Genomic DNA, 12,921 nt, shown 5'->3' with positions numbered 1-12,921 from the left:
AACAATCGTGCTCTTATTCAGCGGTGCAGTTCTGGCAGTGACCGCGGATTTCGATCGTGGTCTTCTCGGTCTTGAAATGCTGCTTTCCAGCCAGAACCGTCAGCCGCTCTTCCATGGCTTCGTCGTGCATCTCGGTCACCTGCCCGCAATCCTCGCAGATGGCAAAGGCAGTGACCCCATGATCATGGTGATGTTGATGATCCGGATGGGCGCAGGCGACGAAGGAATTCATGCTTTCGAGCCGGTGGATCAGGCCGAATTCCAACAGCTTGTCGAGCGCCCGGTAGACCTGCAGCGGCGCACGAAACCCGTGATCACGCAGCTTATCGAGGATCGTGTAGGCGCTGAGCGGGCCATCGGCATGATGGAGTGCGTCGAGGACCAGCGACTGGTTCTTTGTAAGCTGTTGTGCCGCCATCAGTGATGTCCTCCATGCGTCGAATGTATCGCCGTCTCAGCGTTTTTGTTGCGGCCGAACGGCAGCAGACTGAGCACGAAAAGCCCCATCGCCGCAACCACGATTGATGGGCCGGACGGTGTATCGAAATGCAGCGAGCCGAACAGCCCACCGGTAACCGCAAGCGCGCCGATGACCGAGGCGAGCACCGCCATGATTTCGGGTGACGTCGCAAACCGCCGGGCGGTGGCTGCCGGAATGATCAGCAACGACGTGATCAGGAGGATGCCGACGATCTTCATGGCGATCGCGATGACAAGCGCCATCAAAAGCATGAAATAGAGCCGCGCCCGCTCCGGCTGCAAACCTTCTGCCTCGGCCAGTTCCGGATTGACGGTGGAGGCAAGCAGCGGCCGCCAGAGATAGACGATGGCGGCCAGAACGAGAATGCCACCACCCCAGACCAGATCGATATCGGCCTCCGACACCGCAAGAATATCGCCAAACAGGAAGCCAACCAGATCGATCCGCACCCAGGTCATGAAAGCGACCATGACGAGGCCAATCGACAGCGCCGAATGCGAGAGAATGCCGAGCAGCGCATCGGTCGACAGCGCGCCACGCTTCTGAAGCAGCAGGAGGAGCAGCGACACGGCGGCGGCAACGATGAAGACGCTGAGCATCAAATTGAGATCAAGCAGCAGCGATAGCGCCACGCCGAGCAGCGCCGAATGGGCCATCGTATCGCCGAAATAGGCCATGCGCCGCCAGATGACGAAGCAGCCGAGCGGGCCGACGGTGATTGCAAGTCCTATACCGGCAATGAGCGCGCGGGTGAAGAAATCATCAAACACGGCCGTTCTCCTTGGTATCGTATCCCTGCAGGCGGCTCTTATAGCCACAGCCGCAGTCTGGGCCATGCACGTGCTCATGAGCATCGCCATGCGCATGATCGCCATGATGGTGACCGTCATCGGGATGGCAATGTTCGGTGATGCTGCCATCGGTATGCAGCACGCGGCCGTCCGGAAGATGAGTATGATCGTGATCGTGGCTATAAACGGCGAGCGACTTTGCGGCGCGGCTGCCGAACAGCTTCAGGTATTCCGGGCTCTGACTGACCACTTGCGGCGTACCGCGGCAGCAGACATGGCCATTGAGGCAGATTACCGTATCGGTCTCGGCCATCACCACATGCAGATCGTGGGAGATCAGCAGGATACCGCAGCCCGTCCTGTTGCGAATAGACTTGATCAGGTCGTAAAGCGCGATCTCGCCCGAAAAATCGACGCCCTGCACCGGTTCGTCCAGCACCAGAAGATCCGGCTTGCGGGCGATGGCGCGGGCCAGCAAGGCACGCTGGAATTCGCCGCCGGACAGGTGCTGCACCTCGGCGCGGGCGAGATGGGCGATACCGGTCGACTGCAGCGCCTCCTCGATTTCGCGTCCCTTCAGCGGTCCGGTCAACGTCATCAGCCGCTCGACGGTCAAAGGCAGCGTCCAGTCGATCGCCAGCTTCTGCGGCACATAACCGACCTTCAGACCCGGCATTTTTTCGACCCAGCCTTCATCCGGCTTCAAGACGCCGATCGCAGCTTTCGCCGTCGTCGATTTGCCGGAACCGTTGGGGCCAATCAGCGTGACAATCTCACCACGGCGGATCGAAAATTCGACCCCACGCACCAGCCAGCGGCCGTTACGGCGGATGCCGGTATTGTTGAGCGAGACGAGTGGTGCCTGATCGGACTTGTGAAAATTCAGCATCAAAAAAATCCGGATGGGGTGTTGCCAGCCGCTATGCCACACGTTATAGCATAACGCAATTGATGTAATAACATTACATTGATTTACAAGACAGGAGTTCCCGCATGAGCCTGAAAAATTCCCTCCTTTTGACATCCTCCCTCGTTTTCGCCCCCACGATACTCCTGGCAGCCGGAGCCGCCCATGCCGAGGTTCCCAATGTCGTCGTCTCGATCAAGCCGATCCACTCCCTGGTCGCCTCGATCATGCAGGGCGTTGGCGAACCGGCGTTGATCGTTGAAGGAGCAGCTTCCCCACACACCTACAGCATGAAGCCCTCCAACGCTTCGGCGCTGGAGAAGGCCAATGTTGTCTTCTGGGTCGGTCATGGGCTGGAAGCCTTTCTCGAAAAGCCACTGGAATCGCTCGGCAGCAAGGCCAAGCTCGTTGAGCTCGACGATGCACCCGGCCTTGAAAAACTGAAATTCCGCGAAGGCGGCGCCTTTGAAGCCCATGACCACGGCGACGAGCACGAAGAAGGTGCCGAGGGGCATGCCCATGGTGAAGCCGGCCATCATCACGACGAGGGTGAGTTCGACCTGCATCTCTGGCTCGACCCGGCCAATGCCACGGCGATGGCCGTCGAAATCGAAAAGACGCTGGCTGCGGCAGACCCGGACAATGCCGCCGCCTACAAGACCAATCTCGATGCGCTGAACACCCGCCTCGCCGCACTGGACAAAACGCTTGCCGAGACCGTCGCACCAATCAAGGACAAGCCCTTCATCGTTTTCCATGACGCCTACCAGTATTTCGAGCATCGCTATCAGGTGAAAGTGGCCGGATCGATCACGGTCAGCCCAGAAACCCTGCCCGGCGCCGCGCGGCTGAAGCAGATCCATGAAAAGATCGTCGAACTCGGCGCCACCTGCGTTTTTGCCGAACCGCAGTTCGAGCCCAAGCTGGTCAATGTCGTGCTCGAAGGCACATCGGCCAAATCCGGCACGCTGGACCCGGAGGCGGCGACACTTGAAGCAGGACCCGACCTCTATTTCCAGCTGATGGAGGGTATTGGCGTATCGCTGAAGACATGCCTTTCCAACGGCAGCTAGGACGTCCTCCCAAGACTTTGAAAAAGCGGGCCAATGGTCCGCTTTTTTAGATCATCAAATGTAATAATATAACATTAAGGATAAAAACATGCCCGACAAGCTACCGGTCACCGTCCTCTCCGGATTCCTTGGCGCCGGAAAGACCACGGTGCTCAACCACATCCTCAACAATCGAGACGGGCTGCGGGTCGCGGTCATCGTCAACGACATGAGCGAGGTCAATATCGACGCGGCGCTGGTGCGCGACGGCGGCGCCAATCTTTCGCGTACGGAGGAGCAGCTGGTCGAGATGACCAACGGCTGCATCTGCTGCACCCTACGCGACGATCTGCTCAACGAAGTCCGCAAGCTCGCGGAACAGGACAGGTTCGACTATCTGCTGATCGAATCGACAGGCATTGCCGAACCCCTGCCCGTCGCCACCACGTTTGAATTCCGCAACGAAGACGGCAACAGCCTCGCGGACGTTGCACGGCTCGATACGATGGTAACGGTGGTCGATGCCGTGAGCTTGCTCGGGGATTATTCCTCCGCCGACTTTCTGGCCGATCGCGGCGATACGGCCGGAGACAATGATAACCGCACGCTTGTTGATCTGCTGGTCGAGCAGATCGAATTTGCCGATGTCGTCATTCTCAACAAGACGGGCAGCGCAACACCCGAGCAGCGCGATGCCGCACGAAAAATCATTGCCGGGCTGAATGCCGACGCGCGGCTGATCGAGACCGATTTCGGCAAGGTGGCGCTGCGCGACGTTCTCGGCACCGGCCTGTTCGATATGCTGAAAGCTGAACAGCATCCGCTCTGGTACAAGGAACTGCACGGCTTCAAGGACCACATTCCGGAAACCGAGGAATATGGCATCCGCTCCTTCGTCTACCGGGCGAAGAGGCCGTTCGATCCAGCGCGGTTTCACGATTTCGTCCACCGGCCATGGCCGGGCGTTGTACGGGCGAAGGGTTTCTTCTGGCTGGCAACACGCCCGCATCACGCAGGCGAACTCAGCCAGGCCGGACCGATGGTGCGCACCGCGAAAATGGGACTGTGGTGGTCGGCGGTTCCGAAAACCCAATGGCCGGATGATCCGGGTTTCCTGGCGATGATGAAACCCTATCTCGATCCTGTCTGGGGCGACCGCCGCCAGGAGATCGTTTTTATCGGTGCCGATCCAATGGATCAGGCAACGTTGGAAGCGGAACTCGACGAGTGTCTGGTCGATGCCAAGGCATTTACCCCGGACCGCTGGCGGGCCTTGCCGGACCCGTTTACGGAGTGGAGCCAGCGGAGTGCCTGATGATCCCGCCGCGGCAAGCCGGCGTGACGCCCTGCCTCGCGCAAGCAAAGCAGGGCACATTCCCGCTGGAATCTCTAAATGGCACAGCCCGGAGCAGGCATCAGTATGAGTGGACAAGGAATTGCCGCGGCGGCAGCGGCATTCGAACAGAACCAATATATCGAAGCACTGACAATCCTCAACGGGATGCTTGGCGAGAGCGAAGAAGCGGCTGAGGTAACGCTGCTACTCGCGAAAGTGCTGGAAAAACTCGGTTTCACCGCTGAGGCAGCGGAAGCGTTTGAACAGGCGGCGCAGCATGCCGGCTCTGACGCACCCATTCTTCTGCGGCGCGCCTGCGGACTTTATTTCGCGACCGGCGACGATGACCGTACCCAGCTCATCGGCATAAAACTTCTCAAATCGCTGCCCAACGATCCCGAGCTTGCCTATATCCTCGCCCGTTCGCTGCTGCGCACCGGCGATAACGCTCTCGTCGACCTCGTCAAAAATACACTGGTGGAAAGCGATGACCCGGATCACCTCAATCTCGCCGGCGACATTTTCGCGTCCGACGATCGCAATCCGGTCAGCTTGACGCTGTTCCGCAAGATCGCAGCGCTCCATCCGGACGACCCTTATGCGCAGCTCAAATATTTGTCCGTGGCACGGGATTTTTGCGATTACGCAGCGATCGAGCAGATCGAGCGCTGGCTTGCCGCCGAGATCGCTGCCGGTAGAATGGAAACTCTCGCCGGCGAAACCGGCTATTCGAATCTGTTGCACTGCGGCGTCGAACGGCTGAACCGGCTGGCGACGAACAATCCAGGCGTTTCGCAACTCCCCTCACCCACGGCAAGCCGGCAAAGGAAGTCGCGCCCGCATGTGTGGGGCGACAGGCTCCGGATCGGTTACCTTTCCAGCGATCTGTGGGACGACCACGCCACCATGCGGTTGTTCCAAAGCGTGTTGGAGGCACATGACAGAGACCGGTTCGACGTAACACTCTACTGTTACACGCCGGAGAGATTTATCGGCTTCGACGGTGGAAACCGCGAAAAATGGGGGAAGATCGTCCAAATTCAGGCGCTTTCCGACGCTGAGGCCGCCGACGCGATAAAGGCCCGGCAGACGGACATCCTGGTCGATCTCAAGGGCCATACGGCAGGATCGCGCTCGAAGATCCTGAACCATATGGTCGCGCCGGTCCAGGTGGCTTGGCTCGGTTTCCCCGGAAGTACAGTCAACATCGAATGCGATTATGTGATCGGCGACGCCATCGTTCTGCCGAACAGTTCGAAGCCGCATTATCACGAGAAATTCTGCCGGCTGCCCGAAACCTACCAGCCGAACGACCCGGTTTACCGCGCCCGCCCACCAGCGCGCAGCCGCGCAGATCTGGGGTTGCCTGACGATCGCTTCGTCCTGGCGGCGTTCAATGCCGCCCGCAAGGTCTCGCTACCGACGCTCGATTGCTGGGCAGAGATCCTGCGCGGCACCGGCAATACGGTTCTCTGGGTGATGATCGACGGAGACGTCGCCCGCGGTAACTTCCTGTCCGCCATTAAAAGCCGCGGCGTGGAAGCGGATCGCATCATCTTTGCACCCAAGACAAACTACGAGGCGCATATCGCCCGCCTGCAGGCCGCCGACCTTGGTCTCGACACGTTTCCCTACAATGGCCACACGACAACATCCGACCAACTCTGGGCAGGCTTGCCGGTGTTGACGGTCAAGGGAAGCAATTTTGCATCGCGCGTATCGGAAAGCCTGCTGACGGCGATCGGCCTTGGTGAGCTTGCAGCCCCGGATTTCGACACGTTCGTTGGCCAAGCCATTGCTCTATCGAACGATCCAGCGCGGGTTGCGCATCTGAAGCAGACGATCGAAGCCAACCGCTATACGGCGCCGCTGTTTGACGCGGAACGTTTCTGCCGCCATCTGGAAACGGCCTATGGAATGATGGCCGACCGAGCCAGACAGAAGCTTGCACCTGAGCATTTCGATGTGCCCGCGCAACCCGCGCGCACATCGCCCTTCCGGTAAGGCGGCACAGGAGGCCGCCCACCCACTTGTTCCGGTCTCAACGCGTCGCCATGTTGACGATGACGCCGGTGGCGACGCTGATCAGCAGGAAGTCGTTATCGACGCGAACCCATTGTTGGCCGCGTGGCGGCGCGCGCAGCTTATAGCGGCGATAGTCATTGACAGCGGCGATGCGGCGGCGCTCGGAGGGCGACAGGCGGTGGCCGCGTGCCCAGCGCTTCTTAACGACTACATTCTTTTCGACGATCCTGGTATTGCCATGCCGGTAAACGCGTTTCTCGACATGACGCTCCTTCACCTGAGCAACTTCGAACGGCCGGGCCGGCTGGGCAAAAGCCGTCTGCGCCGTCAGGGGCGCCGTCAGGAAGGAGCTTGCGACCAGCGCAATCAGCAAACGTTTCATCGGGGTGTCCTTTCGTTTTTGACATCCCGAAACTACGGCCGCAAAGATGAACGGAAACTGAAACAGCAAATTACAAAATTGTAATGATATCAGTTAATTATAAGAATTAACTGATACAACGAACAAACTTGCAACCGACGATTACAGCGCCTCATAGATAAATCGGTCAAAATCCGCCTCCTGCGCCCGGCCCGATGTGTCAAAGGCAAAGACGCCGGCGAATGCCCCGGTAAAGGACCCATGCTCGCCGCGTCCGCCTTCATCCGAAACCACGCCGGCATCGAGCAAAGGCCCGAGTTTGCGCCATGTGCGATACCCATCCGCATGCCAGAAGAACTGCAGATCGTTGTCACGGATTTCCATGGCCAGATGCACCCGGCCGAACGGCACGGAGACGCCGCTTTCGACCGGGAATGTCATGCGGCTATGCGGGAAATCACCATTGCAGGAAAAGATTGTCACCACCCGGCCGAGTTGTTCGTGCAGCGTGACGGCGGCCGCGTGAAACTTGTGGCGATTGTAATAATGCGTGAGCCCCGCAGCCTGTTGATAAGTGTCGGGCTCAAATTCGACGACGGTTTCCGCTCGAAAAGAGTGATGTTCCTGACGTCTTGCCACCAGAGCCTGCTCGAACCAGCTGCCGATGCTTTCGCGGCCGAATAACCGCAGATGGCCCGGCCTTTCCGACAGCGAGAAAATCCGCTCTGGCACCGGTGTCCGCAGCCACTGGAAATCCCTGGGCAATTGCGGACTGTCGAATTCGGTTTCAACACGGGCTGGTTTGTCGATGACAACCGCCTCGCCCGGTGCCGGCACATCGACATCCGGCACGACCCCGCCCTGCGCAAGATACAACCAGTCGTCCTCGCCCCAGACGCATTTCTGCAACGCCGTCTCGCGGCCGAGCGTGCAGCGGCGTAACGGTGCCAGAGGACGGCCGGTCAGGTGGGTATGATAGGCTTGCCCGTCCGGGGTCTCGACATACTGCCCATGCCCTGCCCTTTGCAGCGCAGCGTCAGGATGATCCTTGGAGGTGATCAGATGTGTCTGCGGATGCATTTCATACGGCCCCTCGATCGTCCGGGAACGCGCCATGGTCACCACATGATCGTAGCCAGTGCCACCTTCCGCGGTCGTCAGATAGTACCAGCCACTCCGCTTGAAGAGATGCGGCCCTTCCACCAGGCCTTGCGCACTCCCTGCAAAGATATTGCGGATCGCGCCGGTCAATTTTTTCGCCACCGGATCCCATTCCTGCAGCAGGATACCATCAAAGGCCGGCGATTTCGGAGCGCCGCCAAAGCTCTCGGTGCGATGGTTCCACTGCATGTTGAGAAACCATTTGCGGCCATCGTCATCGTGAAACAGCGATGGATCGAAGCCGGACGAATTGACATAGACCGGATCCGACCATTCGCCTTCGATCGTTGGCGAAGTGACGATGTAGTTGTGAGCATCCTTGAAGTTTCCATCGAAGCGTTTGACGTCGGTATAGACCAGATAGAACAGACCATCCGCATGCGACAGGCACGGCGCCCAGACGCCGCAACTGTCGGGATTACCGCGCATATCGAGCTGGCTTGCCCGCTCCAGCGGCCGTCGCACCAAGGTCCAGTTTACCAGATCGCGCGAATGATGGATCTGTACGCCCGGATACCATTCGAAGGTGGAGGTGGCGATATAATAGTCCTCGCCGACCCGGCAGATGGATGGGTCCGGATTGAAGCCTGGAAGGATCGGATTGCGGATCATCGCGGTCATGACGAACGTACCTCATGGATTCTCGAAATGCCATACGGCCTGAAACCGGGCGCACTTGCAAGTCCTTGTTTGATGTTGGAAGCGACATTCCCCGCGTCGCCACCGACTCACGCTTTTCCCTATGCGTGGCAACATCCTGCAGCAGAGCTACCGCCGTTTGCACGCAGGTTTCCCAAAGTTCCTGCCTAAGCTTTAGGCAAAGACGGAAAGTCCATATGCGACTTTGGTATGACGTTGCCGGACTATGCCGGAAAATCCGGACGCAGACTTGAAACGGCACTTGAAATCGGCACTGTGGCTATGCTTGGCAAAAAAAGATCGAAAATCAGCTTGGCGGGGAGGAATATACATGACCGCACTGCTCGGTATCAGCAGGCTCATTGATCGTGTCACGGAAATCATCGGCAAATCAGTCTCATGGCTGATCCTGGTGGCCGTACTGGTCAGCGCCGGCAATGCCATTATCCGAAAAATCTTCAACATGTCGTCGAACGCCTGGCTTGAGGCGCAATGGTACCTGTTTGGCGCCGCCTTTATGCTGGCGGCGGCCTACACGCTCAGCCAGAACGAACATATCCGCATCGACGTGGTCTACGGCAAGTTTTCGCGCCGGACGCAGCACTGGATCGACCTGTTTGGTCACGTCTTCTTCCTGATGCCGTTCGTCCTGCTGATGACCTATTACCTCGTCCCCTATGTGCTGATGTCGGTTCGCTCGCAGGAAGGCTCTTCCAGTGCCGGCGGCCTGATCGTCTGGCCGGCCAAGGCCATTTTGCTGTTCGGCTTCGTGCTGCTTGTGCTGCAGGGTGTCTCCGAAATCATCAAGAAGATCGCCATCATGACCGGCAACATGGAGGATCCGACACCATACGTGCCGACCCACGCGCCGCTTGACGACATTGCCGCTCCGGAGGCACGCCCATGATGGAATTCATCGCCGTCAATCTCGCGCCGATCATGTTCGTATCCTTGATCGTCTTCCTTCTGCTCGGCTACCCTGTTGCCTTTTCGCTCGCCGCCAACGGCCTGCTGTTCTTCATCATCGGCGTTGAACTCGCCCCCTTGTCCGGCGGTTCGATCAACCTCTCCTGGCCGCTGCTCAATGCGCTGCCGGATCGTTTCTGGGGGGTGATGTCGAACGACACTTTGCTCGCCATTCCCTTCTTTACCTTTATGGGGATCGTGCTCGAACGCTCCGGCATGGCCGAAGACCTGCTCGACACGATCGGCCAGCTGTTCGGCCCGGTCCGTGGCGGCCTTGCCTATGCCGTCATCTTCGTTGGCGCATTGCTGGCGGCGACCACCGGCGTGGTTGCCGCTTCCGTCATCGCCATGGGCCTGATCTCGCTGCCGATCATGCTGCGCTATGGTTACGACCGGCGCGTCGCCTCCGGCGTTATCGCAGCGTCCGGCACGCTCGCACAGATCATCCCGCCATCGCTCGTTCTGATCGTTCTTGCCGACCAACTCGGCCGCTCCGTCGGCGACATGTATGCCGGCGCCTTGATCCCAGGCCTGGTTCTGACCGGACTGTACATGCTCTACATCCTGATCATGACGTTCGTCAGGCGCGATTCCATGCCGGCGCTGCCGCTCGAAGCCCGCACGCTGGGCTCAGGCGTAACCTCGCTATTCATCGCGCTGGTCGTCGCGGCGGGCTTTGCCTATGCCGCCCATATCTATCTCTATCCAACCCATGGTGAAAATGCCGATATTCTCGGCGCAACGGTGGGCGTCGCTTTCATCTATGTTGTTGCGCTTCTCGACAGGACCTTGAAGGTCAACGCGATGTCCCGGCTTGCCCAGCAGGTCATCATCGTGCTGATCCCGCCGCTGGCGCTGATCTTCCTCGTGCTCGGTACGATCTTCCTCGGCATTGCCACGCCGACCGAAGGCGGAGCCATGGGCGCGGTTGGTGCACTGGTGATGGCCGCCGCCAAGGGCAGGCTCAGCATGGACGTCGTGCGTTCGGCGCTGACGGCCACAACGCGCCTCTCGGCCTTCGTGCTGTTCATCCTTATCGGCGCCCGCGTGTTCTCGCTGACCTTTTATGGGGTCAACGGTCATATCTGGGTCGAGCATCTGCTGGTTGCCATGCCAGGCGGCGAGACCGGCTTCCTGATCGCCGTCAACCTGCTGGTCTTCTTCCTGGCATTCTTCCTCGACTTCTTCGAGCTTGCCTTCATCATCGTCCCGCTGCTCGCACCGGCGGCCGACAAACTGGGCATCGACCTCATCTGGTTCGGCGTCCTGCTCGGCATCAACATGCAGACCAGCTTCATGCATCCGCCCTTCGGTTTTGCGCTGTTCTACCTGAGATCAGTGGCAGCCAAGGTCCCCTATCTCGACAGGGTGACCGGCAAGATCACGCAGCCGGTGACAACGGGACAGATCTACTGGGGTGCGGTGCCCTTCGTCGGCATCCAGATCATCATGGTGGCTCTCACTATCGCGTTCCCGCAGATGGTCATGCATTACAAGGGCGATGCCGCCGTGGTCGATCCGAACACGATCAAGATCGAGGTTCCCGGATTTGGCACCGGCGGCGGCGGACTGACGCTGCCCGACAATGGCGGCGGTCTCGGCTTACCCGGCGGCCTGCAGTTGCCGGGTGGCAATCCACTCGACGGCAGCCAGAAACCGGCGGAACAGAAGCCAGCCAACGACCTCAGCGCGCCGCCGTCGTTCAACTGACAACCGAATGGGCCGGTCTCGAACCGGCCCATTTCCTCTTACAAGACGAGAAACGAAAAACCCCGGAGCCATTGGCTCCGGGGTTTTTCGTTTTTGCAATGCTATCCGAGCAGGGCTTAGAGCTTGCCGCCGCGCTGCTGGATCATCATGAACGTATCGTAGTTGTATTCGGCGATCTGCGCATTGAGATAGTACTCGCCGCGGAAGGCCTTGATCGAGTCCCAAATCTTCTTGAAGGTCGGGTTCGTCGCTTCCATTTCGGCGTAGACTTCATTTGCCTTGTCGAAGCAGGCCGACAGGATTTCCGGGCTGAACGGGCTGAGCTTGGCGCCCGCGGCCACCAGACGCTTGATTGCAGCCGGGTTCAGGTAGTCGTACTTCTGGAGCATGTTAGCATCCGTCGCCTGGCAGGCCGTGCGCAGCAGAGACTGATAGTTCTTCGGCAGGCCTTCGAAGGCTGCCTTGTTGAACATGGCGTGAACCGTCGGGCCACCTTCCCACCAGCCGGGATAGTAGTAGTACGGCGCCACCTTGTAGAAGCCGAGCTTTTCGTCGTCGTATGGACCGACCCATTCGGCGGCATCGATCGTGCCCTTTTCGAGCGATGGATAGATGTCGCCGCCGGCGATCTGCTGCGGCACGACGCCGAGCTTCTCGACGACCTTGCCGGCGAACCCGCCGATGCGCATCTTCAGGCCTTGCATGTCGGCAACGGTCTTGATTTCCTTACGGAACCATCCGCCCATCTGGACGCCGGTATTGCCACTGGGATACCCAACCAGACCCTGGGTCGCCAGGAACTCGTTGAACATGTCGATGCCGCCGCCATGATAGTGCCAGGCGTTCATGCCGCGCGCGTTGAGTGCGAACGGAACCGCAGCACCCAGAGCCCAGACCGGGTCCTTGCCCCAGTAATAGTAGGAAACCGTGTGGCAGGCTTCGACGGTACCGGCAGCGGCGGCGTCTGCCGCCTGCAGGCCCGGTACGATTTCGCCAGCGGCAAAGACCTGAATCTTGAAATTGCCATCCGTTGCTTCAGACAGATATTTCGACAGCACTTCAGCGCCACCATAAATCGTGTCGAGCGATTTCGGAAACGATGACGCCAGGCGCCAGTTGATCTTCGGGTTGCTCTGGGCAATGGCGGGCGCTGCAAGCGACGTGGCAGCGGCGGCACCAACGCCACCGAGAGCCGCACGCTTGATGAATAGACGGCGATCCATGTTCTCTCCTCTGTTGTCGCGGACAGCCCGGCTTTGCCGGTGCTGCTCCTCCCCGCGGGCGCAAACCGCACCGGCTGATATCGGCCGGTTCAAACGGACATGCGCAATCTGGAATCCACTTAAAACAGGCATAGGATTTCGTACGAAATCCTATGCCTCCGCTGGCAGCTTACACGCTCACCCCCTCATGTCCAGCCATGCGGGAAAGAGGCAACCTTCGACTTTTGTCTAATGCCAACGATCAATGTTTGCAGAGACTTACGCAACGT

At 59.3% G+C, this 12,921-nt stretch carries 11 protein-coding genes; 5 read left to right on the top strand and 6 right to left on the bottom strand.

The genetic code is table 11. The annotated features are described in order from the left end of the window. Positions 1 to 13: 13 nt before the first annotated feature. From ASC96_RS27555 to ASC96_RS27545, 3 genes are read right to left on the bottom strand one after another with little or no spacing between them, the layout of a single operon-like run. Complete coding sequence (locus ASC96_RS27555; protein WP_060506261.1) at positions 14 to 418, bottom strand: Fur family transcriptional regulator; 405 nt, start codon at positions 416 to 418, stop codon at positions 14 to 16. Beyond that, positions 418 to 1,251, bottom strand: coding sequence for a zinc ABC transporter permease subunit ZnuB (gene znuB, locus ASC96_RS27550; RefSeq protein ID WP_060506260.1), 834 nt, complete (start codon positions 1,249 to 1,251; stop codon positions 418 to 420). Before znuB ends, ASC96_RS27555 begins: the two co-directional genes overlap by 1 nt. Continuing rightward, positions 1,244 to 2,164, bottom strand: a complete 921-nt coding sequence (locus ASC96_RS27545; protein ID WP_244482347.1) for a metal ABC transporter ATP-binding protein — start codon at positions 2,162 to 2,164, stop codon at positions 1,244 to 1,246. Before ASC96_RS27545 ends, znuB begins: the two co-directional genes overlap by 8 nt. Before the next feature lie 101 nt (positions 2,165 to 2,265). Between ASC96_RS27545 and znuA the strand changes: the two genes are divergently transcribed. The 3 genes from znuA (at position 2,266) to ASC96_RS27530 (ending at position 6,571) form a co-directional block, all read left to right on the top strand. Continuing rightward, entirely contained in the window at positions 2,266 to 3,252 is a 987-nt protein-coding gene (gene znuA, locus ASC96_RS27540) for a zinc ABC transporter substrate-binding protein ZnuA (RefSeq protein ID WP_060506258.1), read from the top strand. 88 nt (positions 3,253 to 3,340) lie between these two features. Continuing rightward, positions 3,341 to 4,546, top strand: coding sequence for a zinc metallochaperone GTPase ZigA (gene zigA / locus ASC96_RS27535; RefSeq protein ID WP_060506257.1), 1,206 nt, complete (start codon positions 3,341 to 3,343; stop codon positions 4,544 to 4,546). Positions 4,547 to 4,624: 78 nt separating this feature from the next. Continuing rightward, positions 4,625 to 6,571, top strand: a complete 1,947-nt coding sequence (locus ASC96_RS27530) for a hypothetical protein (RefSeq protein ID WP_082512284.1) — start codon at positions 4,625 to 4,627, stop codon at positions 6,569 to 6,571. A 37-nt stretch (positions 6,572 to 6,608) separates the two neighbouring features. On the opposite strand, the gene ASC96_RS27525 is transcribed toward ASC96_RS27530, so the two are convergent. Further along, the gene (locus tag ASC96_RS27525; RefSeq protein WP_060506255.1) at positions 6,609 to 6,974 is read right to left on the bottom strand and encodes an RcnB family protein; all 366 of its coding nucleotides are present in this window, start codon (positions 6,972 to 6,974) and stop codon (positions 6,609 to 6,611) included. A gap of 141 nt (positions 6,975 to 7,115) precedes the next feature. Then, positions 7,116 to 8,726, bottom strand: coding sequence for a glycoside hydrolase family 43 protein (locus ASC96_RS27520; RefSeq protein ID WP_060506323.1), 1,611 nt, complete (start codon positions 8,724 to 8,726; stop codon positions 7,116 to 7,118). Positions 8,727 to 9,084: 358 nt separating this feature from the next. Between ASC96_RS27520 and ASC96_RS27515 the strand changes: the two genes are divergently transcribed. Together ASC96_RS27515 and ASC96_RS27510 are read left to right on the top strand one after the other, a co-directional pair. After that, complete coding sequence (locus tag ASC96_RS27515; RefSeq protein ID WP_060506254.1) at positions 9,085 to 9,660, top strand: TRAP transporter small permease subunit; 576 nt, start codon at positions 9,085 to 9,087, stop codon at positions 9,658 to 9,660. Then, positions 9,657 to 11,429 carry a TRAP transporter large permease subunit gene (locus tag ASC96_RS27510; protein ID WP_060506253.1) on the top strand — a complete coding sequence of 591 codons (1,773 nt, stop codon included), beginning with the start codon at positions 9,657 to 9,659 and terminating at the stop codon, positions 11,427 to 11,429. The genes ASC96_RS27515 and ASC96_RS27510 overlap by 4 nt, the downstream gene beginning before the upstream one ends. Positions 11,430 to 11,545: 116 nt before the next feature. On the opposite strand, the gene ASC96_RS27505 is transcribed toward ASC96_RS27510, so the two are convergent. Further along, on the bottom strand, positions 11,546 to 12,652 hold the full coding sequence (locus ASC96_RS27505; protein WP_060506252.1) for a TRAP transporter substrate-binding protein: 1,107 nt from the start codon (positions 12,650 to 12,652) through the stop codon (positions 11,546 to 11,548). Between the last annotated feature and the right edge of the window lie 269 nt (positions 12,653 to 12,921).

It is taken from the genome of Rhizobium sp. Root1204 (genome assembly GCF_001424965.1).
Lineage (GTDB): Bacteria > Pseudomonadota > Alphaproteobacteria > Rhizobiales > Rhizobiaceae > Pararhizobium.
Note: the sequence above shows the minus strand (reverse complement) of the source record. Positions and strands in the feature narration are given on the sequence as shown.

Bases quoted from the DNA above. Each gene is read 5' to 3' on its own strand.
- ASC96_RS27510 (WP_060506253.1), top strand. From the start codon at position 9,657: ATGATGGAATTCATCGCCGTCAATCTCGCGCCGATCATGTTCGTATCC.
- zigA (WP_060506257.1), top strand. From the start codon at position 3,341: ATGCCCGACAAGCTACCGGTCACCGTCCTCTCCGGATTCCTTGGCGCC.
- ASC96_RS27525 (WP_060506255.1), bottom strand. From the start codon at position 6,974: ATGAAACGTTTGCTGATTGCGCTGGTCGCAAGCTCCTTCCTGACGGCG.
- ASC96_RS27520 (WP_060506323.1), bottom strand. From the start codon at position 8,726: ATGATCCGCAATCCGATCCTTCCAGGCTTCAATCCGGACCCATCCATC.
- ASC96_RS27505 (WP_060506252.1), bottom strand. From the start codon at position 12,652: ATGGATCGCCGTCTATTCATCAAGCGTGCGGCTCTCGGTGGCGTTGGT.
- ASC96_RS27555 (WP_060506261.1), bottom strand. From the start codon at position 418: ATGGCGGCACAACAGCTTACAAAGAACCAGTCGCTGGTCCTCGACGCA.
- ASC96_RS27530 (WP_082512284.1), top strand. From the start codon at position 4,625: ATGGCACAGCCCGGAGCAGGCATCAGTATGAGTGGACAAGGAATTGCC.
- znuA (WP_060506258.1), top strand. From the start codon at position 2,266: ATGAGCCTGAAAAATTCCCTCCTTTTGACATCCTCCCTCGTTTTCGCC.
- ASC96_RS27515 (WP_060506254.1), top strand. From the start codon at position 9,085: ATGACCGCACTGCTCGGTATCAGCAGGCTCATTGATCGTGTCACGGAA.